Below are 21,172 nucleotides of genomic sequence, written 5' to 3'. Positions count from 1 at the left end.
TGCCGTCATCGGGCATATTCCTTCCTGAAGCACCCAGGCTTCAGGAAGGAAGAAAAAGGAGACTAATCAAAAATACTCTCTGACGGGCATTCCTTCACCTCGCCCCAGCCCACAACGGCGCCGTTTGGGGTGAGATTTTTGATTGAAACGCTATCGCCTGAATATTCAGAGCCTCTGACCACGATATCGTAGTCATGGTTAGCCTGAGGAATAAATTCAGCAGTGGCAGATTTTTGAGTGTTCTGATAGTACCCAGTCTTAGTCCAGTAGTGGATGACCCGAATCATTTGTCCCGGCTTCAGGGTGAACTCATTGATGAAAGCACCATTATTATCAGATGAGGCTGGCATACCTATTCGTTTATTCCCTGTGACAGGGATAACCAGAATGGCAAAGCCAGAAGTAATACGGCGTTCCAGTACTTTTTTATAGCAACCTGAACCCTGCTTTTCAAAGAACTGAAGAGCCGTATTGCCCTCTGAAGCGACGCGGATCCGGGCCGCATCCTGTCCTTTATAATCATCCAGTGAAGGTCTGAAACCTGCCGTGCAGCCACTCAATAATAGTGCTATCAATCCGGTGATCAAAATTTTTGCAGCCATTCTTTATTATCCTTAATTTAACTGACACAGACTGGAACTGGTTATTTTATTGGTACTATAACGAGGCGGGTGTTGCGTTACACATCGTTTATTTTGTGACAAAAAAATATTGACCGTATTAATGCACAAAGACTTTATTAATCCTGCTGGAAAAAATAAAGTATGGTACCCATATCAGACAACTGATTAAGGCCCGAGCCAGCATATTGATAGCAGGCTGCGTAAGGTTTACGTGAAAAACCAAAGCAGGATAAAGCGTGCAAAAACTCGCAAAGATAAGACCGTATAAATATTACGTTATCATCACGTATCTGGTTTTTACTTTCTTCCTAAAGAAGAACCAGCAAGCCAGCACTGTTACGGGAGCATTAATAATGGACAGCGCTAATAATAAAACACTAAAACTATTAACCACACCTTGTTTCTGATAAGTGTTGGCAATCAACGAAACAATACAAAAATCATTATACAGCATCGTAAAAAAACCAATAATCAAGCCTAAAGCTGGCAGATATAATAAGCCATTAATCCTGCCCTCTTCTTTTTTTTCACAATTATCACAAAAGCCTGATTATTTATTCTCTTCTGCTTCCTGACATTTAATGCATAACATTCTCGCCCCCTGAAGCTTTAATTGTTTTTCTTTGTTTTAACAAAATTCAAACCGGTTAATTCAGAAGATCGACGTCTTTGGTCAGACAGGATCAGGTACTATTTTAAATGTATCGAAGAACTGCCTGATTCGACCTTTATAAAAAACGGTCCTTTCCAGAGTGCAAAAAAACAACCCTGACCAGATGACCAGGGTTGCGGTTTTTAGCGTTGAATCAGAAACGGTATCCGATGCCGATGTTAAAACCATTGATGGCAACATCTTCGTTATATTTTACGCGAGTACCTTCATAGCCAACACTCACAGAGAGGTTGCTGATAGGATTCACGACAACGCCAGCGCCATAGGCAAAAGAGGTTTTATTTTCGCTATATTCTTCGGAGTAGACTCCGGGATAAGTCACGTTCTCATCCACTTTGGTATGGGCAACACCAATTAATCCATAGAAGCTGATGTAGTCATTGATGCGATATGCAGGACCTGCCATCAGTGAGTAATATTTCACTTTGGTTTTTCCATCATATCCGCTGACATCGCCATAAAAATCTTCGCGCTCAGAAAAACTTTCATCGCCTTTCATGTAGCTGAATGAGCCAATCACACTGAGAGGAGAATTCCATTCATAGCGATACTGAACATTGACACCGCGAATGTTTTTGAAGTCTTCAACTTTACTTTGAGCATAGCCGATAGAGACAGTGTGATTATCAGCCAGCGCATTGCTGCCCACGAGAAGACCGCCACACAGTAATGCCAGCATCGTCATTTTAGAGGTCATGTAATTAATTCCTTTTCATAATTTAACATTATTTCCCTGCGCTTAATGCAGGACTTCGCTCCCTGAATCACCAATACCCGACGGACAGGATAGAGTTTTTATCAATCCATCTGTATCGGACAGGAATTTCATGTAGCGCTCCGCGCCTGATGTTCAGATCGGTCGGAGAGCATCTATTCATACCCGGATTTTTTAAAACAGGCTGGCCTGAGTCAATGTGAAACTTAAACGCCAGCCTTATTAAATGGAACTTCGGCCATTTAATTTAGGTTAAGTAAAGAATTTAACCACAGGAATCATTCTCGCGGTTAATTACCAATCAATCCTTAATGGCATTATTAGACCAAAAAGAATTAGAGGTATCAAGACCGAGTTGCCATAAAAAAGCAAAAATCCCTGGAAACCATTTCGGCACATACATCCAGAAAATTATCCGGCCTTATACAATCCATTAACGCAGATTATTAACTGACCTGTATACCCACAACCCATTAAAAGACTAAGTTACAGTTCTATTTAAACCCCTCTGAATAAATGAAAGCATTCGGAAAAATAATACCTGTATTTTCCCAAAAAGCGTCACCCTCAAGCTGACTGCGAAGAAAAAATGAACGAAAGCCAGACCGGAGAAAAACTATCTGGTTTTCAGAGATAGCTCGCAATTTATTACTCAGCTTTCAGCGAGTTTACGTGGCAGGAGGTGTATATTTAAACAGGTAAAAACGGAACAGGAAGCACATAACGAGAGATTTTTTAGCGCGGGCTGAAGGTGGTGGAACACCAACAGCCCGCTGACCACAACTAACTGATTGGGAGTTAATTATGGCTGACACGCATCATAAGTCAGGGACCCGCACGTCCACAACCGCCGCCGGTGAATCGCGAGCACATTATTACAGAGTGGGATACCGGCCTAATAGGGGCCAGCCGAACCCACTGCCGCAGCTCACCATTAAAGGCCGCTGGCTGGAAGCGCTGGGATTTACGACCGGGCAGAAGATCGAGGTGATCACCGGGCCGGGACAGTTGATCATCCGGCTGGCGAATGAAGGACAATTGACTGACCTGTAAAGAAAAATCCCGGCATTAAGGCCGGGATTTCTTATTAATCATCATACAGGAAACTGAAGTTTAATTTGTCTTAATGTGTGCCCCTCAAGGGCATAAAAAAGCCCCCTCAGAATGGAGGAGGCTCAGCCTTTACGAGATTAAGTGCAGTGCTTATTAGTGCAGCTTAAGCCGCGGGCGGATAACCCGGTTGATGCTGCCGACCAGCATCATCAGGCCGGTTTTAAAATAGCCATGCAGTGCTATCTGGTGCATACGATAGAGAGAGATGTAGACAAAGCGCGCTATGCGCCCTTCTACCATCATTGAACCGCGCATCAGGTTGCCCATCAGGCTGCCGACCGTACTGAAGCGGGAGAGCGACACCAGCGAGCCATGATCTTTGTAGACATAAGCCTTCAGCGGTTTGCCCTGGCGCTGAGCAAGGATATTGTCCATGGCGCGTGAGGCCATCTGGTGCGCTGACTGGGCGCGCGGTGGTACAAATCCGCCGCCCGGCAAGGCACAGGAGGCGCAGTCGCCAATCGCGTAGATGTCATCATCCAGCGTGGTCTGCAGCGTCTCCTTTACCACCAGCTGATTGATGCGGTTGGTTTCCAGTCCGCCAATCTCTTTCAGGAAGTCCGGCGCTTTAATGCCCGCCGCCCAGACCATCAGATCGGCTTCAATAAACTCACCGCCTTTGGTATTCAGGCCATTCTGCTCAGCGCTGGTAACCATGGTCTGCGTCAGAACGCGCACGCCCAGTTTGGTCAGCTCCTGATGCGCCGCAGCTGAGATGCGCGGTGGCAGTGCAGGCAGAATACGTTCGCCCGCTTCGACCAGCGTCACGTTCAGCGCTTCGCGTCCCAAACCTTTAAATCCGTAGCTGTGCAGCTGTTTGACCGCATTATGCAGCTCCGCTGACAGCTCAACGCCCGTTGCGCCGCCACCCACGATGGCGATGTTGACTTTTTCGACCCTGCCTTCGCTGGCGGAGAATTTCAGGAACAGGTTAAGCATCTCATTATGGAAACGACGCGCCTGATGCGGGTTATCCAGGAAGATACAGTGATCTTTGACGCCCGGCGTGCCGAAATCGTTTGAGGTGCTGCCCAGCGCCATTACCAGCTGGTCGTAGGCCACTTCACGCTGTGGCACCAGCACTTCACCCTGCGCATTCAGCACTTCTGCCAGACGGATTACTTTGCGGCTGCGATCGATGTCGGTGAGCGAACCGAGCTGGAACTCAAAACCGTGATTGCGGGCATGAGCAAGATAGCTCAGCGCATCAATCCCTTCATCCATCGAACCGGTAGCGACTTCGTGCAGCAGCGGTTTCCACAGATGGCTGTGGTTACGGTCCACCAGGATAATCTCGGCCTTCTTTTTACGACCCAGTTTATGGCCCAGCTGCGTTGCCATTTCCAGGCCGCCCGCTCCCCCTCCAACAATAACAATTCTCTTAACAGACGTAGTCAACAAAGACCCCCTCAAATTGTGAACCAAAAGTTAACCAAAGGTTAAATTAAACCTTAAGAAACATAGGGTTGGCGAAGTTAAAATCGCAATCTGCTGGCAGAATAACATGGCGGGAAGAGGAGAACATAAGAATATTGATATACATCAAAGCGGGGAAATAAAACTCGGATAATTACGTAATGAAAACAGGCACCTTGCGGTGCCTGTCCGGCTTAACCTGATGTTTTGAAAGCTTTTATCCGCTGAAGATGTGGGGATATATTTTTGAACTTATGCCCCTCAGTCTCGTCCCAGACGATTTCATAGAAGGGATGCAGCTGGTCGGCGGTGCGCTGGCTGTCCAGTGCCTCATCCTGACGGGAGAGAAAAGTCAGACAGCGGTCACGATTGCGTTCGCGAAAATCGCTGACGCATTTCGTGGCGATGTCCTGGTACTCTTCTGGCCGGTCGATCTTCCCCTCCATATTCTCCTGCGGAAAGAGGTTGGGATTGAAGATCGCCTGCCGGATACCGCACAGAAAACCGATGCGCTCTGACCAGAAACCGCCCAGCCCGACGCCACAAATCAGCGGGCGGTCGTCGTCGGACAGCGTCAGCATTTTATCGGTCTCTTTCAGCAGAAATTGCATGTCATGTTTAGGATGACGGGTGCTGTAACTGATCAACCTGACGTCTGGATCGATAAATTGCAGTTGCAGCACCTTTTCGTGATTGCCCGGACTACTGGAATCAAAACCGTGCAGATAGATGATCATGATAATCCTCAGGTTAGTGATAGCGCCGGGCAGTCACTGCCTACCACGACGCTTTGTGAGCCAGCCAGCGTTCCTGAAGTGCACTCAGTTGCTGGGCATTATTTTTCCAGCGATGCGTAGCCTGCAGTTCATCGCGGGTAAACCTGCCCTGATGATACAGCTGCGTAATCCGCTCTGACCCGACCGGGATCAGGTTATCCAGCACACTGATAGCACCCTGCCGCTGATTGCAGACCAGAATCATGTCACAACCGGCAGAAAGGGATTGCTGCGCGCGCTCAGGATAGCTGCCCATTACAGCGGCGCCTTCCATTGAGAGATCGTCGGAGAAAATCACGCCGTCGAAGCCCAACTGCTCGCGCAGCACAGTTTTAAGCCAGTAGGGCGAACCACTGGCGGGCAGCGGATCAACGTCGGTGTAGATGACATGTGCAGGCATAATCGCATCCAGTGCCTGCTCGGTAATCAGCCTGCTGAAAATCGCCATGTCGTGCTCACGCAGCGTTTTTTCATCGCGTGGATCGCGTGGCGTCTCTTTATGCGAATCAGCACTGACCGCGCCATGTCCCGGGAAATGTTTGCCGGTCGTCTTCATGCCCGCCTCGTGCATCCCCGCAATAAAGCGGCGGGCAACAGCCAGAGCAATCGCCGGATCGGCATGGAAAGAACGATCGCCAATCGCGGCGCTGATATGACCAATATCGAGTACCGGCGCGAAGCTGATGTCGATATCCATGGCAATCATCTCGGCCGCCATCTGCCAGCCCGCCTGCTGCGCCATTTCGCCAGCGGTTTCTGCATCGTGAAGTGCCGCAAAGGATTGCATGGCAGGCAGTTGGGTAAAGCCGTCACGGAAACGCTGCACGCGACCGCCCTCCTGATCCACCGCCACCACCAGCCGGGTGTGAGAGGCGGCGCGGATCTGTCGCACCAGCTCTGCCAGCTGAGCCGGGTCGTGATAGTTTCGGGCAAATAAAATTAAGCCGCCCACCAGCGGATGCTGCAGGATGTCGCGTTCTTCGCCATCCAGTTCATAACCCTCGACGTCGAGCATCAGAGGGCCGGGTAAATCTGATCTCATAACCTGAATCCTGTAGCGAAACGCACCTGCGTAACGCGATTAAATCTGTTCCCAGCTCTGTCGGGCCAGCTGGTGTAATGTTTCGTCGTCACCCTGACCGGCACGCAGCTGATACCAGCTGGCCATCAGCAGACGCAGCCAGGGTTGCCAGCGTCTGACCTGCTGCACCAGCGCGGTAAGCGGCAGTTGCATCGCTGCGGCGTACTCTGCCAGCCAGTCAGCATGGTGCTGCGGATCGCTGGCACAGACAGCCGCCAGCTCCAGCGCCACGTCGCCATCGGCGGCATATTCCCAGTCGATCAGACGCAGACCTTCGGGACCTTGTATGACATTGCCGGCATGCAGATCCATGTGCAGCGGAGCCAGCCTCAGCGGCTGGGGTTCACCCTGCTGCGTCAGACGCCTGAGCGCCCGCAACCAGCGGTGATGCCGCTGTGGCGTGAGCTGCCAGTAGCGCCATAACAGCGGCAACAACTGCAGACGATAGCCGGTCAGCGGCTGCTGATGTAGCTGCCGCAGGAGTGCCACGATCTGTGGACGCTGCTGGCTGAAGCAGTGTTCATCCAGCGCTTCGCCTGCGCACCAGGTCAGGATAATCCCCTGACGATGCCCTGCCACGGGCTGCGGTGCCAGTCCGCTGTCTTGCAATTTGCGTAACAGACGGAATTCGCGCTGCCGATCCACAAACGGAATAGCCGGTTGCGGTGCCGCCCGCGCGATAAAGGTTCCGCGCGGGCTGACAATCTTCTGGCTGTGCCCGGTCAGACCGGCCAGCGGGATAGTTGATACCTTATCTGGCTCGCCGGTAACCTGCTGAATTACCCGCTGAAAGACGGAATTAATTCTGTGCAATGCCGTTGCCGGACCAGATGATCTCGCCTGTCTGAACCAGCATCAGCTGCATCTGCAGCGTCGGCGCTTTGACATCGCCTCGCGCGTTGCTGTAAAGCACATACTGAGCATTAACGTTACGCGCCAGGCCAATCGCTTTACTGCGCGAGTTCAGGCTGTCATCCGGCGATAATCCCAGCGTCTGCTTAGCCTGCGCCAGTTGATCGGCAGAAACCAGCGTGAATTTGCCGTTGTTGTTCAGCGCATTCTGGATAGCCGCTGTCGCTTTTTCGCTTTGCAGCGCGCCATTGGTACTGTTTTTGATGCGGTCTACCAGCAACACGCTGCCCGGCTCGGCGCTGGCGGCCTGTAACATCTGCGCCACCAGCGGCTGAACGCTGGCATCCCAGTTGATAGTGACCAGTTTCGGTGGTTGCGGCACTGGCTGTGGTTGCGGCACCGGTTCAGGTTGTGGAACGGGCTGCACCGGCTCCACAGGTTGAGTCGGTTCAACCGGGGCAGGCTGCTGCTGTTTCACCACACAGCCGGTCAGAATGAGCGCCATCAGGAGCGCTCCGGTACGATTAACACTGCGTATCACGTAGAAAATCCTTAAAGATAGAGATAAAGACGAACCTTGCTGGCAGTCAGGTTACCCAGCTGCGAGGTGGCGACAATGCTGCCCTGCGCCGGAACGGTAACGGTCTGCGCCGGTTCCTGCGGGGTGATTTCCAGCCCTTTGTCGTCATACCAGTAGTAACGATAGTGCACAACAACCGGTGTTTCGCGCTGATTATAGAGCACGCTGGTGGCACGCTTCAGTCCATCGTTCTCATCCAGCGTCGGTTCATCGGTAATGATCCCTGCCGACAACACAGAGGACTCCATCACCAGCGACTGTGACGTATTGATCATCGGTTTTTCACTGCTGCAGGCCGTCAGGCAGAGCAGGATCGGCAGGCCAGTCAGCCAGGATCGCATAGCATTTTTCCGTTATCAGGTCAGTCAGAGAGCATCGGGCCTAGCGGTTCGCCGCCCAGCAGATGCATATGGATGTGATAGACCTCCTGACCACCATGTTGATTGCAGTTCACAATCAGCCGATAACCATTTTGATCGATACCTTCCTGACGCGCGATTTTCGCCGCGGTAGTAAACATACGTCCCAGCGCATGCTCATGCGCCGCTTCCGCCTCGTTGACCGTTGGGATCAGCACATTCGGCACGATTAAAATATGGGTCGGGGCTTTGGGCGAAATGTCGCGAAAGGCAGTGACCAGCTCATCCTGATAAACCACATCAGCGGGGATTTCGCGGCGGATAATTTTACTAAAAATGGTTTCTTCTGCCATGGTGCAATTCCTTTAGCTTTAGCCTGAGTCTTAATCAATCAGTATGCGGGAGAAATTTGTTTTCTTTCAACCTCAGGACCACTTTTCTTGCATTGTTCGCCTGCCTTTGCAGCAGCACCCTCTCTCCGTGACCCGCACCCTGTTCAGAATGCCGGCAACGCCCCTGCCACACCATAAAATGAAACGCTGTTTTATAAATTAGAATTTCGCCACCCTTTTCTTTGTATGACTGCCACTTCAGCGCCAGCACTTGCCAAATTGCGAAGGTTTAGCCGCCCCGTCAGTTCTACTTTGCTAACCAGTCCGGGTGAGATGACCGGCGTCACCAGGGATAAACCGCCATAAACATCAAGGAGCATCAGACATGCGCTCACGTAAAATTGGTCTTGGCCACTATCTGGCCTACGGTTCCGGAGATTTTCTTGGAGCAGGTACCACGGCGCTGACCGCCGCCTGGTTGCTCTATTTTTACACCACCTTTTGTGGGTTAACCCCGATTCAGGCTACGCTGATCTTTGCCGCTGCCCGCGTGCTGGATGCGATAGTCAGTCCGCTGATGGGCTTTCTGACCGATAACTTCGGTTCGACCTGGCTGGGCAAGCGCTTTGGCCGCCGCAAATTCTTTATCCTGCTCGGCATACCCTGTGTATTCAGTTATAGCCTGATGTGGGTCAGCGACATGAGTTTCTGGTGGTATCTCTGCACTTACCTGCTGTTTGATATCGTCTACACCATGATCCTGGTGCCGTATGAAACGCTGGTGCCGGAAATGACCGACGATTTCAAACAGAAAACCCGCTTCTCCGGTGCCCGCATCGGCCTGGCTCAGCTATCGGCCATTCTGGCCGCCTTTTTACCCGGTATTTTGCTGGGTATGCTGGGCAAAGATAATCCTCTCTCCTTCTTCTACGCCAGCCTGGTGTTCTCGGTAATCTGCGCGCTGGTGCTGACGCTGGTGTGGTGCTTTACCTGGGAGCGTCACCCGGATGATTTCTCTGCCGAGTCGCGGCGTGCTGAACAGGAAAAACAGCAGCTGACGCTGATGCAGAATCTTAAACGGCTGTACGTTGAGCTGGCCTCAACTTTACGTATCCGCATCTTCCGCCAGCACCTTGGCATGTACCTCGGCGGCTACATCGCCCAGGATGTTTTTAATGCCGTCTTTACCTGGTATGTGGTCTTTGTGCTGATGCAGAGTGCCCAGGTTGCCTCCAGTCTGATGGGCACCATGGCAGTGCTGCAGTTTATTGCCGTGATGGCGATGATCCCGCTCTGTATCCGCATGGGGCCTGCACCTGCCTACCGTCTGGTGGCTATCCTGTTTGGCCTGGCGTCGCTCTCCTATGCCGGATTGTGGTATGCCGGCATGAACGACAACATGTCCCTGCTGTTAGCGATCTCTGCCCTGGCAGGCCTGGGACGTGGCGGCATTAATTATGTGCCATGGAACACTTATACCTATATCGCAGATGTCGATGAGGCCATCACCGGTCAGCGCCGTGAAGGCATTTTTGCCGGCATTATGACCCTGACACGTAAAGCGTCGCAGGCTGGTGCCGTCATGCTGGTCGGTATCGTGCTGCAGCTCTCTGGTTTTGTCTCTGGCCAGGCGACCCAGCTACCCGGCGTCAGCCACACTATCCTGGCGATCCTGAGTATCGGTACAGTGGCCGTTCTGGCCTGCGGCTTTATTGTGTCGCTGCGCTTTAAACTTAATCTGCAGACCCATACTGTCCTGCGCCAGGAGACGCTGAAAATGCGCGAAGCGGACCGCATCGTGCCGGAAAGCATCACCCCGGAAGCACGTGGGGTAGTTGAAACGCTGGCAGGCATGCCTTACGAAAATCTGTGGGGCAACAATAACATTGGCTTTCTTAACCGTAATAAGCCAGCGCCGGAAAAAGTGTCCGCGCACCCCTCTTTACACCCTTCTATAAACCCGACCTTAAAACGACAGGAATAAACCATGACTGTATTTCCCGTTAAACACAGCAAATTATTGTGCCAACCTGAGCATCTGCTGCCACGCAGCGAACTGGTACAGCTGATTCAAAAGCTGACACAAAATCTGGTTAACATCACCGATGAGACAGGCGAATTTTTATTACGGCTGGACGATGGCCGGGTGATTGATACCAAAGGCTGGGCGGGTTGGGAATGGACACATGGCATCGGTCTGTATGGCATGTTGCACTACTATCAGCAAACCGGCGATCAGCAGACGCTGGCAATCATTGATGAGTGGTTCACTGAGCGTCTGGCGGAAGGAACGCCGACCAAAAATGTGAATACCGTTTGTCCTTTTCTGACGCTGGCTTACCGTTATGAAGAGACCGGTAACCCGGCCTGGGTGCCGGTGCTTGAGCGCTGGGCTGAGTGGGTCATGTATGAAATGCCGCGCACCGAACAGGGCGGCCTGCAGCACATCGTCTATAACAATGAAAACACACAGCAGCTCTGGGACGATACGCTGATGATGAGCGTAATGGCGCTGGCCAAAATCGGCCAGTTGCTGAAACGCGACGAGTGGGTGGAAGAAGCGAGCTATCAGTTCCTGCTGCACACCCAGTATCTGATGGATCGCGAAACCGGCTTATGGTTCCACGGCTGGAACTTCGATGGCCGCCATAACTTTGCTGATGCACGCTGGGCTCGTGGCAACAGCTGGGTAACGATTGTGATTCCTGACTTCCTGGAGATGATGAACTGGCCTGAGCATCACGCTACCCGCCGCTTCCTGCAGCAGGTGCTGGAGACACAGGTCAAAGCGTTAAAGGCCTGTCAGCACAGCAGCGGCTTGTGGCATACCCTGCTCGATGATCCAGACAGCTACCCGGAAGCCTCCGCCACGGCAGGATTTGCCTATGGCATTCTGAAAGGGGTTCGCAAGCGCTATCTCCCTGCTGAGTACCGTGAGGTAGCGGAAAAAGCGTTGCGCGGCGTGATTGCGAATATCGATGACGATGGCGAGCTGAAACAGGTTTCCTTTGGTACCGCGATGGGCAGTGATCTGGACTACTACCGCACGGTTCCTCTCACCTCGATGCCCTATGGTCAGGCAATGGCCCTGCTCTGCCTGACTGAGTATCTGCGCGTTTACCTGTAACACATGCCAAAAAAAAGCCCCGCTAAGCGGGGCTTTTTCATATCGCTGAATCATTACATGCTGCGGATGTAATCATCCATATCGGTTTTCAGGTTATCGGATTTAGTCCCGAAAATTGCCTGAACGCCGGAACCGGCAACCACTACGCCACGGGCGCCGAGGTTTTTAAGTTCAGTCTGATCCACTTTCGCCACATCGGCGACGCTGACGCGTAAACGAGTGATACAGGCATCCAGGTTAGTGATGTTCTCTTTACCACCAAACGCCGCCACCAGCTTGCCCGCCATCTCGGTACCGGTCGCGGTAGATTGCTCACTACTGCTGCTCTCTTCACGGCCAGGCGTTTTCAGATCCAGCTTCGCGATCAGTACACGGAACACGGTGTAGTAAACCAGACCATAGATGATACCAACAATCGGGAACAGCCAGATTTTGCTGCTGTTGCCGCTCAGCACGATAAAGTCGATCAGACCGTGTGAGAAGCTGGTGCCATCACGCATCCCAAGCAGGATACAGATTGGGAATGCCAGACCCGCCAGCAGCGCATGGATCACATACAGGATCGGTGCCACGAACATGAATGAGAATTCAATCGGTTCGGTGATACCGGTCAGGAATGCGGTCAGTGCGGCGGAGATCATTATACCGCCCACTTTAGCGCGATTTTCAGGCTTCGCTGAATGCCAGATAGCAATCGCTGCCGCTGGCAGACCGTACATTTTGAACAGGAAGCCGCCAGAAAGTTTACCTGCGGTCGGGTCACCCGCCATATAGCGTGGGATATCACCGTGGAACACCTGACCTGCCGCATTGGTGTATTCACCAATCTGCATCTGGAAAGGAACGTTCCAGATGTGATGCAGACCAAACGGCACTAACGCACGTTCGATTACGCCATAAATACCAAAGGCGACAACCGGGTTCTGATAGGCAGCCCACTGTGAGAACTCCTGAATCGCAGAACCTATCGGTGGCCAGATAAAGGAGAGCAGCACGCCGAGAATGATAGCTGCCAGACCGGAAATAATCGGCACAAAGCGTTTACCTGCAAAGAAGCCCAGATATTCCGGCAGCTTAATGCGATAAAAGCGGTTAAACATGTAAGCGGCGATGGAGCCCGCGATAATGCCGCCCAGAACCCCGGTGTCGGCGAGGTGTTTAGCCTCAATCTCTGCCGCAGGCATATGCAGCACCAGCGGCGCAACCACCGCCAGGGTTTTCACCATGATGCCATAGGCAACCACTGCTGCCAGCGCCGAAACGCCATCGTTATTGGTAAAGCCCAGCGCCACACCGATAGCAAAAATCAGCGGCATGTTGGCGAACACCGATCCACCCGCTTCTGCCATTACATGCGAAACCACTGCAGGTAACCAGCTGAAATTGGCTGAACCGACCCCTAACAAAATACCGGCAATCGGCAGAACCGATACCGGCAGCATCAGCGATTTACCGACCTTTTGAAGGTTGGCAAAAGCATTTTTGAACATAGCGTGAAGCTCCTGAGTATGAGTGCATATTTGCGCAGTGCGCGTGGCAAAGAGGGAGGATTCTTTGCCGGGCTGGCGGTGACCGCCTTTTGATTTATTACGAAGGGTAAAATAAATCCCGTTTTGTTACTTTGATGGCTATCACGTTTCGACAATTACAGAGGCGCACTTTACGAAATTTCTCACTGAAGCGCATCGGTAATTGACGATAAAAAGCTGACCCTGTCTGAAAAAACAGGGTCATGCAGGCAGGTTACAGATTAATTACAGAGGCTGAAATAAAAGCCGATCACGCGCCAAGCTGGCTCATCGGGATATGGAACAGCGTTGAGAAGTTTTGCGTGGTAGCGGCGGCCAGCGTTTCCACATCGACCCCTTTCAGTACTGCCAGGTAATCGGCAACATCGCGTGTGTAAGCAGGCTGATTCTCTTTACCACGATACGGCACTGGCGCCAGATAAGGTGAATCCGTTTCGACCAGCATCCGGTCCAGCGGCACATAACGCGCCGCTTCGCGTAACTGTTCTGCATTACGGAACGTGACGATACCGGAAAAGGAGATATAAAAGCCCATATCGAGCAGCTTAGCTGCGGTGGGCTGATCCTCAGTGAAACAGTGCAGCACACCGCCACAGCGTTCCACCTGCTCTTCGCGCAGAATCGCCAGCGTATCTTCGCGCGCATCACGCGTGTGGACAATGATCGGTTTATTCAGTGCAATCCCGGTACGGATATGTTCCCGGAACGAGCGCTGCTGCTGATCTTTTGTCTCAGGCTGATAATGATAATCCAGCCCGGTTTCACCGAGCGCGACGACCCGAGGATCGGCAGAGAGCTGGCGAAACGCCTCAACGTCATAGGCCTCTTCCTGATTCAGCGGATGCACGCCGCAGGAGAGCGCAATATTTTTCCGATCGCCGACCAGGCTCTTCAGGGTATGGAAACCCGGCAGCGTGGTGGCGATGGCCAGCATAAATTTCACATCACGTGCCGCCGCTTTGGCGATCACATCATCCAGGTCACGATGGTTCTTTTCATAGTCCAGGCCATCAAGATGGCAATGGGAATCCACAATAAACATAATTACTCTCAGATAGGTTTAGCACACCTGCGCGGGCTTCTGTTTGTCCGCCCAGCTCAGAAGCTGATCGGTCAGCAATAATTCGCGATTCACTGACGCTATATGCAGTAACTGCTCGCGACAGCGCATCCATGCCAGGGTACTGCTGTTGAGCGCGCTGGCTGAAAAGTATCCGGCCAGCAACTGCACCACATCCTGACGGTCAATATTACTCAGCCACTGACCTGCATGTTGCTGCCATTTCATCGCATCCAGCAGTAAAGAGAGCAGCCAGCCGATACGTGCTGCCGCATCGTCAGCATTCAGCGCAGGCAGCAGTTGCAGGATGTCCTGCTGCAATGCCGCGGGCAGCGCATCGCAAAGCTTTTGCCGCGCCTGCCAAGGCCCGTTTTCCAGCAGGCTGAGCGCCGCGCCCGGCGCACCTGCGCTGAGGCGTAGCGCCGCCAGCAGCATCTTTTCATCGTGCGAGGACTGCTTTTTCAGCCAGAGCAGACTTTGTCCTTCATCGGGCGGCGTCAGATGCAGCGTCATACAGCGACTGCGCAGCGTGGCCAGCAGACGTGACGGATCGCGACTGCTGAGGAAGAACCAACTGTTGGCTGGCGGCTCTTCCAGCGTTTTCAGCAGGGCGTTGGCCGCCGCTTCCGAAAGCTGCGCGGCATCCGGCAGCCAGACTACTTTCGCGCCGCCCTGCTGACCAAAGTGATACATTTTTTCTGTCACCTGCCGCACCGCGTCGATGCCCAGGGTACTTTTGCCCTTCTCCGCCTCTAACCGATACCAGTCAGGATGCGTGTTAGCCTGCATCAGCTGGCAACCGTGGCACGCTCCACAACTTTTCAGTCCATCCGGCTGCTGGCACATCAGCCAGCGGCTCATCCCCCAGACCAGCGCGTCATCGCCCATCCCAGCCATCGCCTGGATCAATAGCGCATGATGCGCGCGATTCTCCTGATGCTGGCCAATCACCTGGCGATAAGGCTGATTCAGCCACGGATACCAGTTCATCACATCTGCTCCGCCAGCCAGCTGTCCAGCGCCATCTGAAGTGACGCTGTCACCTCGGTCAGTGACTGAGTTGCATCGATAGTCAGGATAGTGGGATCGTCTGCGGCCAGCGCCAGATAGCGTGTACGGGTACGTTCAAAGAAGCGCAGCGACTCCTGCTCGATGCGATCCAGCTCACCGCGCACACGGGCGCGCTGCAGGCCGATCTCAGGCGTGACATCAAGATAGAGCGTCAGATCGGGACGGAAATCGCCCAGGACTGCATCTCGCAGCGTCTGCATCAGTTCGCTGTCCAGACCACGGCCACCACCCTGATAAGCCTGAGAGGAGAGATCGTGACGATCGCCAATTACCCATGCACCGCGAGCCAGTGCCGGTTTGATTAAGGTCTCCACCAGTTGAACCCGCGCCGCATAGAGCATCAGCAGTTCGGCTTTATCCGTCACCTGCTCACCCTCAATGCCCTGCTTGACTAACACCCTGAGCTGTTCTGCCAGCGGCGTACCGCCAGGCTCACGGGTAAAAACCAGATCACTAATGCCACGAGCGCGCAGTGTAGCGACGATGGCGTCGCGTGCGGTGGTTTTTCCGGCGCCTTCCAGGCCTTCGATGACGATAAACTTACTGTTCATTTTTTTCCTTTAGCGTCTGCCGGTAGACCTGCACCGCCTTATTATGGCTGGCGAGGTTGGTGGTAAACGTATGTCCGCCCTTGCCGTCTGCAACAAAGTAGAGATAGTTCGTTTTCTCGGGATGGGCCGCTGCCTGCAGTGAGGCTTTGCCCGGCATCGCGATCGGTCCCGGCGGCAGACCATTAATGATATAGGTATTGTACGCGCTCGCCGTCTCAAGATCTTTGCGGGTCAGCGTACCGTTATAGCTGTCACCCATGCCGTAGATCACCGTGGGATCGGTTTGTAAACGCATACCTGTGCGCAGGCGATTGATAAACACCGAGGCCACGCGCGCCCGCTCTTCGCTGACGCCGGTCTCTTTCTCAATGATCGAGGCCAGGGTCACCAGATCCTGTGGCGTTTTGTACGGCAGATTATCCGCCCGTCCCTGCCAGACCTCATCGATGGTTTTCTTCATCCGCTCATGCGCGCGTTGCAGCAGCGCCATATCGGTCGTGTTGGCGGTGTAGAGATACGTGTCCGGGAAGAAGTTGCCCTCCAGTTGCTCAGGCTCCACGTTGAGTGCGCTGGCAAGCGTGGCGAACTGATCATCTTTCAGAGTGTGACGGATATAGGGCGCTTTACGCAGCTCATTGAGCCACTCTTTCAGCCGCTGCCCCTCCACAAACCGTAAAGGGAACTGCGCCTCTTTACCACTGGCCAGCAGCTGTAACAGCGCGCGCACGGTCATGGCCGGTTCAAGGCGATAGGTGCCCGCTTTAAAGGTCGCCAGCTCCGGCTCCAGACGCAGCAGCGCGCCAAACCAGATACTGTGTGGAATGATGTTTTTCTCTTCCAGCTGTGCCTGGAGCGCGACCCGGCCCGTACCGGCTGGCAATGTGTAGATTGTTTCCTGCTTAATGGTCAACGGGGTAGCCGCAAACTGCTTAACCTGCCAGTAACTCAGCGCAGCCGCGAGACCCACAATCGCCAGCAGGCTGACGAGAATTTTTTTGCTTCGAATCATGATGCATCCATTATCTTTTTACAGCCTGCGTGCAACTGATTAAACAGCGAGCGCTCAGTAAACTGTACGGCTTCTATCTGTCGGACCGGCAGAACCGGCATCAGCGCGTTACATATCACCACTTCATCAGCGGCCAGCAGCTGTGCCGGTTCGCTTTTTATCACCTGACAAGCCTGACCTGCTGCTGCAAGTTGCGCCATCAGACTTCGCCGCATAATGCCATCAACGCCTGACGCGGAGATATCAGGCGTAAAAATTTGCCCGCCCTGCCGCCAGAATAAATTGGCCGCACAGCATTCCACCACCCAACCTTCAGTGTCAAGCACCAGCGCCTCGTCAGCGTCTGTCTGGTCAAGATGAGCCCGAATCATCACCTGTTCCAGCCGGTTAAGGTGCTTGATACCGGCAAACTGCGGGTTTCGCGCCAGACGAATCGGACTCAGCCGGAGTAAAGCTCCCCGCTGCCGTAAATCGGCGTAGTGTAGCGGCCAGGGCGCCAGCAAAACGACCCGGGTGGGTTCACCACAGCCGCGCCGGCTGTAACCCCGTCCGCCGCTGCCCGCGCTGATAATCACTTTCAGCACCGCCTGCGCCTGCTCATGCGCGGCCTGACTCATCTCAGCCTCAAGCTGATCCCAGTCGACGCCGCCAATCCATAACCGCTCGCAGCCCGCTTTGAGGCGCTGGATGTGGCTTTCCAGCAGCACGATTTTCCCCTCGCGCACAGCAGCGGTAGTAAAACAGCCATCCCCAAACTGCAGGCCGCGGTCGCTGGCGGCCAGCGTCGATTGTTTGAATCCGTTAATCCACATGGTTCTCTCCTGAGCGTGACCCGTGATTTCAGCGCATTCTGCAGGATAAAAAAAGGCCCGCATCGCGGGCCTTTTTAACAATCTGCAACGATTACACTTTACGGAAGATCAACGAACCGTTGGTTCCACCGAAACCAAAGGAGTTACACAGGGTGTACTCCAGACCGGGAACCTGACGCGCGGTGTGCGGCACGAAGTCGAGATCGCAGCCTTCATCCGGATTGTCCAGGTTAATGGTCGGTGGGATGGCCTGGTCGCGCAGTGCCAGAATCGAGTAAATTGATTCAACAGCGCCTGCGGCACCCAGTAAGTGTCCGGTCATTGATTTGGTTGAGCTGACCATGACACTGCTGGCTGCTGCCCCAAAGACCGATTTCACCGCCTGCGCTTCCGCTTTATCACCGGCTGGCGTGGAGGTACCGTGCGCGTTGACGTAGCCAATCTGCTCTGGCGTAAGCTGAGCATCACGCAGCGCATTGGTCATGGCCGCCGCTGCACCTGAGCCATCTTCTGGTGGTGAAGTCATGTGGTAGGCATCGCTACTCATACCAAAACCTACGATTTCTGCGTAGATTTTCGCACCACGTTTCTTCGCATGTTCGTACTCTTCGAGCACCACAATGCCAGCGCCGTCACCCAGCACAAAACCGTCACGATCTTTATCCCACGGGCGGCTGGCCGCTTGCGGGTTATCGTTACGGGTTGAGAGGGCGCGTGCTGCACCAAATCCACCGACGCCTAATGGCGTGCTGGCCTTCTCTGTGCCACCCGCCAGCATCACGTCAGCATCGTTATAGGCGATGATACGTGCGGCATGACCGATGTTATGCACACCAGAGGTACAGGCTGTCGCGATAGAGATGCTTGGACCTTTCAGGCCATACATGATGCTGAGATGACCCGCCACCATGTTAACGATGGTTGAAGGCACAAAGAATGGGCTGATTTTACGCGGGCCGCCGTTGACCAGTGAGGTATGATTTTCTTCAATCAGACCTAAGCCACCGATACCGGAGCCAATTGCTGCGCCCATACGGCTTGCATTTTCATCGGTAATAACCAGACCGCTGTCCTGCATGGCCTGCATACCGGCCACAATGCCGTACTGGATGAAGGCATCCATCTTGCGCTGATCTTTGCGCGAGATGTAGTCATCACAATTAAAATCTCTTACCAGACCTGCAAAACGGGTTGCATAAGCACTGGTATCAAAATGGTCGATCAGGGTAATGCCGCTCTGACCGGCAAGGAGAGCACTCCAGGTAGACTCTACGGTATTGCCGACAGGAGACAACATGCCAAGACCAGTCACAACTACACGACGCTTAGACACGTTCGTCCTCCAGGGAGGGGAAATAGGGAACTATGTGGGACAAACAAAAAATCAGGCGGTCGAGCGACCGCCTGAAGATATTCATTAGCCTTTATGGCTATTGATGTAGTCGATCGCTGCCTGAACGGTAGTGATTTTCTCAGCTTCTTCGTCTGGAATCTCAGTATCAAACTCTTCTTCCAGAGCCATCACCAGCTCAACGGTATCAAGAGAATCGGCACCCAGGTCTTCTACGAAAGATGCAGAGTTGGTGACTTCTTCCTCTTTCACACCCAGCTGCTCACTGATGATTTTCTTAACGCGTTGTTCGATATCGCTCATACTATTTAATTTCCTATCAAAACTCGCTTACGCGATGGTTTTCGTAGTGTATAAAATGGTGAAAAAGATGCAACAAAATCCCGGCTGGTCGAACCACGATTTTGCGTTATTTTGCGGTTTTAACCGCAAATAAAGCAAATGATTTCGTGATTTATCAGACCATGTACATTCCGCCATTGACGTGCAGCGTTTCACCTGTGATGTAGGCTGCTTCGTCAGAGGCTAAAAATGCCACAGCATTGGCGATTTCCTGTGCATCGCCTAAGCGACCCGCAGGGACTTCCGCCAAAATACCGGAACGTTGATCTTCGTTCAGTGCCCGCGTCATGTCAGTCTCAATAAAGCCTGGAGCCACGACGTTGACGGTAATGCCACGTGACGCGATTTCGCGCGCCAGTGATTTGCTAAAGCCAATCAAACCCGCCTTTGCTGCTGCGTAGTTTGCCTGGCCCGCGTTACCCATGGTGCCAACAACGGAACCAATGGTGATGATACGGCCCACGCGCTTTTTCATCATGGCACGCAGGACCGCCTTAGAAAGGCGGAATACCGATGTGAGGTTAGTATCCAGGATATCCTGCCACTCATCGTCCTTCATGCGCATGAGAAGATTATCACGCGTAATGCCTGCATTATTGACTAAAATATCCACTTCGCCAAATTCAGCGCGAATATTCTCTAAAACGCTGTTAATTGAATCAGCGTCAGTCACGTTCAGTAACAGGCCTTTACCCTTGTCGCCAAGGTAAGCACTGATGGCATCGGCGCCACTCTGGCTGGTTGCAGTTCCTACCACTTTGGCACCACGTGCCGCCAGTGTTTCTGCAATCGCACGACCAATGCCGCGACTCGCGCCGGTAACCAGCGCAACTTTACCTTCAAAGCTCATGATTTTCCTCTTATTCCTTACCGAGTGCAGCCGTCAGGGATGTCGTATCGTTAACGGCAGCCGCTGTCAGGGTATCGACAATACGTTTAGTCAGACCGGTCAGGACTTTACCTGGACCCATCTCCAGTAGTTGTGTCACGCCCTGTGCCGCCATCGCTTCCACGCTCTCGGTCCAGCGAACAGGGCTGTAGAGCTGACGAACCAGCGCATGACGGATGGCCGCAGCGTCAGTTTCCGCTTTCACATCGACGTTATTGATCACCGGTACTGCAGGGGCATTAAAGGTAATGCTTTCCAGGGCAACGGCCAGTTTATCGGCAGCGGGCTTCATCAGTGCGCAGTGAGAAGGCACGCTGACCGGCAGCGGAAGAGCACGCTTAGCGCCCGCAGCTTTACAGGCAGCACCCGCACGTTCAACGGCTTCTTTGTTACCCGCAATAACCACCTGGCCCGGCGAGTTGAAGTTAACCGGTGAAACGACCTGGCCCTGCGCGCTTTCTTCACACGCTTTACGGATAGCCGCGTCATCCAGGCCAATAATTGCCTGCATTGCGCCGGTGCCTTCTGGCACCGCTTCCTGCATCAGTTTGCCGCGCAGTTCAACCAGCTTCACCGCATCCGCAAAGTTAAGCACACCCGCACAAACCAGCGCCGAATATTCGCCCAGGCTATGACCGGCCATCAGGACAGGCTGTTCACCGCCCTGCTGCTGCCAGACACGGTAGATTGCTACAGAGGCGGCTAACAGTGCAGGCTGAGTCTGCCAGGTTTTGTTCAGCTCTTCAGCCGGCCCCTGACTCACTAACTGCCACAAGTCATAGCCCAGCGCGTCAGAGGCTTCACGGAAGGTCCCTTCTACCAGCGGATACGTCGCCGCTAATTCAGTCAGCATGCCCACAGTCTGTGAACCCTGACCCGGAAAAACAAATGCAAATTGCGTCATCTTCTGT

At 53.3% G+C, this 21,172-nt stretch carries 22 protein-coding genes and 1 pseudogene; 3 read left to right on the top strand and 20 right to left on the bottom strand.

Translation table 11 applies throughout. The features are described from left to right. Window positions 1–62 precede the first annotated feature (62 nt). The 3 genes and pseudogenes from N1689_RS03415 to N1689_RS03410 all read right to left on the bottom strand — a co-directional run bounded on the left by N1689_RS03415 (window position 63) and on the right by N1689_RS03410 (window position 1,993). Window positions 63–602 (bottom strand): hypothetical protein, encoded by a 540-nt coding sequence (locus tag N1689_RS03415; protein ID WP_260057908.1) that lies wholly within the window; start codon window positions 600–602, stop codon window positions 63–65. 118 nt (window positions 603–720) lie between these two features. Beyond that, window positions 721–1,131 (bottom strand): annotated as a pseudogene (locus N1689_RS22090) (DUF2569 family protein). 298 nt (window positions 1,132–1,429) lie between these two features. Continuing rightward, entirely contained in the window at window positions 1,430–1,993 is a 564-nt protein-coding gene (locus tag N1689_RS03410; protein WP_222924186.1) for an Ail/Lom family outer membrane beta-barrel protein, read from the bottom strand. A gap of 822 nt (window positions 1,994–2,815) precedes the next feature. On the opposite strand from N1689_RS03410, the gene N1689_RS03405 reads away from it, so the two are divergent. Continuing rightward, the gene (locus tag N1689_RS03405; protein WP_260057906.1) at window positions 2,816–3,064 is read left to right on the top strand and encodes a type I toxin-antitoxin system SymE family toxin; all 249 of its coding nucleotides are present in this window, start codon (window positions 2,816–2,818) and stop codon (window positions 3,062–3,064) included. A gap of 153 nt (window positions 3,065–3,217) precedes the next feature. Here N1689_RS03405 and N1689_RS03400 read toward each other — a convergent pair whose 3' ends face one another. The 7 genes from N1689_RS03400 to hinT form a co-directional block, all read right to left on the bottom strand. Beyond that, the gene (locus N1689_RS03400; RefSeq protein ID WP_161733741.1) at window positions 3,218–4,522 is read right to left on the bottom strand and encodes an NAD(P)/FAD-dependent oxidoreductase; all 1,305 of its coding nucleotides are present in this window, start codon (window positions 4,520–4,522) and stop codon (window positions 3,218–3,220) included. Between the two features lie 212 nt (window positions 4,523–4,734). Then, the gene (gene ycfP / locus N1689_RS03395) at window positions 4,735–5,277 is read right to left on the bottom strand and encodes an alpha/beta hydrolase YcfP (protein ID WP_222924188.1); all 543 of its coding nucleotides are present in this window, start codon (window positions 5,275–5,277) and stop codon (window positions 4,735–4,737) included. 40 nt (window positions 5,278–5,317) lie between these two features. Beyond that, entirely contained in the window at window positions 5,318–6,358 is a 1,041-nt protein-coding gene (nagZ, locus tag N1689_RS03390; RefSeq protein WP_161733745.1) for a beta-N-acetylhexosaminidase, read from the bottom strand. Between the two features lie 39 nt (window positions 6,359–6,397). Then, entirely contained in the window at window positions 6,398–7,210 is an 813-nt protein-coding gene (gene thiK, locus N1689_RS03385) for a thiamine kinase (protein WP_260057903.1), read from the bottom strand. Beyond that, a complete protein-coding gene (gene lpoB / locus N1689_RS03380; RefSeq protein WP_161733749.1) occupies window positions 7,197–7,790 on the bottom strand; it encodes a penicillin-binding protein activator LpoB in 594 nt (197 codons plus the stop codon). The genes thiK and lpoB overlap by 14 nt, the downstream gene beginning before the upstream one ends. Window positions 7,791–7,801: 11 nt before the next feature. Next, window positions 7,802–8,170: a YcfL family protein gene (locus N1689_RS03375; RefSeq protein ID WP_033732268.1), complete on the bottom strand. Its 369-nt coding sequence runs from the start codon at window positions 8,168–8,170 to the stop codon at window positions 7,802–7,804. A gap of 20 nt (window positions 8,171–8,190) precedes the next feature. Further along, window positions 8,191–8,541, bottom strand: coding sequence for a purine nucleoside phosphoramidase (gene hinT, locus N1689_RS03370; protein WP_013357465.1), 351 nt, complete (start codon window positions 8,539–8,541; stop codon window positions 8,191–8,193). Between the two features lie 364 nt (window positions 8,542–8,905). Here hinT and N1689_RS03365 point away from each other — a divergent pair, with 364 nt between their 5' ends. Beyond that, window positions 8,906–10,504: an MFS transporter gene (locus N1689_RS03365; protein WP_260057901.1), complete on the top strand. Its 1,599-nt coding sequence runs from the start codon at window positions 8,906–8,908 to the stop codon at window positions 10,502–10,504. A 3-nt stretch (window positions 10,505–10,507) separates the two neighbouring features. Beyond that, window positions 10,508–11,647 (top strand): glycoside hydrolase family 105 protein, encoded by a 1,140-nt coding sequence (locus tag N1689_RS03360; RefSeq protein ID WP_253421593.1) that lies wholly within the window; start codon window positions 10,508–10,510, stop codon window positions 11,645–11,647. A 53-nt stretch (window positions 11,648–11,700) separates the two neighbouring features. Here N1689_RS03360 and ptsG read toward each other — a convergent pair whose 3' ends face one another. The 10 genes from ptsG to fabD form a co-directional block, all read right to left on the bottom strand. Further along, window positions 11,701–13,137, bottom strand: a complete 1,437-nt coding sequence (gene ptsG, locus N1689_RS03355) for a PTS glucose transporter subunit IIBC (RefSeq protein ID WP_161733757.1) — start codon at window positions 13,135–13,137, stop codon at window positions 11,701–11,703. Window positions 13,138–13,426: 289 nt separating this feature from the next. Further along, window positions 13,427–14,218, bottom strand: coding sequence for a metal-dependent hydrolase (locus N1689_RS03350; protein ID WP_161733759.1), 792 nt, complete (start codon window positions 14,216–14,218; stop codon window positions 13,427–13,429). Window positions 14,219–14,236: 18 nt separating this feature from the next. Then, the gene (gene holB, locus N1689_RS03345) at window positions 14,237–15,226 is read right to left on the bottom strand and encodes a DNA polymerase III subunit delta' (RefSeq protein WP_253421590.1); all 990 of its coding nucleotides are present in this window, start codon (window positions 15,224–15,226) and stop codon (window positions 14,237–14,239) included. Then, window positions 15,226–15,858, bottom strand: coding sequence for a dTMP kinase (gene tmk / locus N1689_RS03340; protein WP_260057896.1), 633 nt, complete (start codon window positions 15,856–15,858; stop codon window positions 15,226–15,228). Before tmk ends, holB begins: the two co-directional genes overlap by 1 nt. Next, the gene (gene yceG, locus N1689_RS03335; protein WP_222924191.1) at window positions 15,848–16,867 is read right to left on the bottom strand and encodes a cell division protein YceG; all 1,020 of its coding nucleotides are present in this window, start codon (window positions 16,865–16,867) and stop codon (window positions 15,848–15,850) included. Before yceG ends, tmk begins: the two co-directional genes overlap by 11 nt. Beyond that, window positions 16,864–17,679 (bottom strand): aminodeoxychorismate lyase, encoded by an 816-nt coding sequence (pabC, locus tag N1689_RS03330; RefSeq protein ID WP_161733768.1) that lies wholly within the window; start codon window positions 17,677–17,679, stop codon window positions 16,864–16,866. Before pabC ends, yceG begins: the two co-directional genes overlap by 4 nt. Before the next feature lie 91 nt (window positions 17,680–17,770). After that, the gene (fabF, locus tag N1689_RS03325) at window positions 17,771–19,012 is read right to left on the bottom strand and encodes a beta-ketoacyl-ACP synthase II (RefSeq protein WP_260057894.1); all 1,242 of its coding nucleotides are present in this window, start codon (window positions 19,010–19,012) and stop codon (window positions 17,771–17,773) included. Between the two features lie 84 nt (window positions 19,013–19,096). Continuing rightward, window positions 19,097–19,333 (bottom strand): acyl carrier protein, encoded by a 237-nt coding sequence (gene acpP / locus N1689_RS03320; RefSeq protein WP_003849865.1) that lies wholly within the window; start codon window positions 19,331–19,333, stop codon window positions 19,097–19,099. Between the two features lie 154 nt (window positions 19,334–19,487). Next, on the bottom strand, window positions 19,488–20,222 hold the full coding sequence (gene fabG, locus N1689_RS03315; RefSeq protein ID WP_013357455.1) for a 3-oxoacyl-ACP reductase FabG: 735 nt from the start codon (window positions 20,220–20,222) through the stop codon (window positions 19,488–19,490). A 10-nt stretch (window positions 20,223–20,232) separates the two neighbouring features. Continuing rightward, window positions 20,233–21,165, bottom strand: coding sequence for an ACP S-malonyltransferase (gene fabD, locus N1689_RS03310; RefSeq protein ID WP_161733772.1), 933 nt, complete (start codon window positions 21,163–21,165; stop codon window positions 20,233–20,235). Window positions 21,166–21,172: the final 7 nt, after the last annotated feature.

This window comes from Pantoea sp. XY16 (assembly GCF_025153065.1).
Lineage (GTDB): Bacteria > Pseudomonadota > Gammaproteobacteria > Enterobacterales > Enterobacteriaceae > Pantoea > Pantoea alfalfae.
The sequence above is the reverse complement of the archived record's forward strand: the minus strand, read 5'-3'. Positions and strand labels throughout refer to the sequence as shown.

Excerpts from the sequence above, each read along its gene's own strand:
- N1689_RS03415 (WP_260057908.1), bottom strand. The coding sequence starts at position 602 with ATGGCTGCAAAAATTTTGATCACCGGATTGATAGCACTATTATTGAGT.
- N1689_RS03410 (WP_222924186.1), bottom strand. The coding sequence starts at position 1,993 with ATGACCTCTAAAATGACGATGCTGGCATTACTGTGTGGCGGTCTTCTC.
- N1689_RS03405 (WP_260057906.1), top strand. The coding sequence starts at position 2,816 with ATGGCTGACACGCATCATAAGTCAGGGACCCGCACGTCCACAACCGCC.
- ycfP (WP_222924188.1), bottom strand. The coding sequence starts at position 5,277 with ATGATCATCTATCTGCACGGTTTTGATTCCAGTAGTCCGGGCAATCAC.
- nagZ (WP_161733745.1), bottom strand. The coding sequence starts at position 6,358 with ATGAGATCAGATTTACCCGGCCCTCTGATGCTCGACGTCGAGGGTTAT.
- N1689_RS03375 (WP_033732268.1), bottom strand. The coding sequence starts at position 8,170 with ATGCGATCCTGGCTGACTGGCCTGCCGATCCTGCTCTGCCTGACGGCC.
- hinT (WP_013357465.1), bottom strand. The coding sequence starts at position 8,541 with ATGGCAGAAGAAACCATTTTTAGTAAAATTATCCGCCGCGAAATCCCC.
- N1689_RS03365 (WP_260057901.1), top strand. The coding sequence starts at position 8,906 with ATGCGCTCACGTAAAATTGGTCTTGGCCACTATCTGGCCTACGGTTCC.
- N1689_RS03360 (WP_253421593.1), top strand. The coding sequence starts at position 10,508 with ATGACTGTATTTCCCGTTAAACACAGCAAATTATTGTGCCAACCTGAG.
- ptsG (WP_161733757.1), bottom strand. The coding sequence starts at position 13,137 with ATGTTCAAAAATGCTTTTGCCAACCTTCAAAAGGTCGGTAAATCGCTG.
- N1689_RS03350 (WP_161733759.1), bottom strand. The coding sequence starts at position 14,218 with ATGTTTATTGTGGATTCCCATTGCCATCTTGATGGCCTGGACTATGAA.
- holB (WP_253421590.1), bottom strand. The coding sequence starts at position 15,226 with ATGAACTGGTATCCGTGGCTGAATCAGCCTTATCGCCAGGTGATTGGC.
- tmk (WP_260057896.1), bottom strand. The coding sequence starts at position 15,858 with ATGAACAGTAAGTTTATCGTCATCGAAGGCCTGGAAGGCGCCGGAAAA.
- yceG (WP_222924191.1), bottom strand. The coding sequence starts at position 16,867 with ATGATTCGAAGCAAAAAAATTCTCGTCAGCCTGCTGGCGATTGTGGGT.
- pabC (WP_161733768.1), bottom strand. The coding sequence starts at position 17,679 with ATGTGGATTAACGGATTCAAACAATCGACGCTGGCCGCCAGCGACCGC.
- acpP (WP_003849865.1), bottom strand. The coding sequence starts at position 19,333 with ATGAGCGATATCGAACAACGCGTTAAGAAAATCATCAGTGAGCAGCTG.
- fabG (WP_013357455.1), bottom strand. The coding sequence starts at position 20,222 with ATGAGCTTTGAAGGTAAAGTTGCGCTGGTTACCGGCGCGAGTCGCGGC.
- fabD (WP_161733772.1), bottom strand. The coding sequence starts at position 21,165 with ATGACGCAATTTGCATTTGTTTTTCCGGGTCAGGGTTCACAGACTGTG.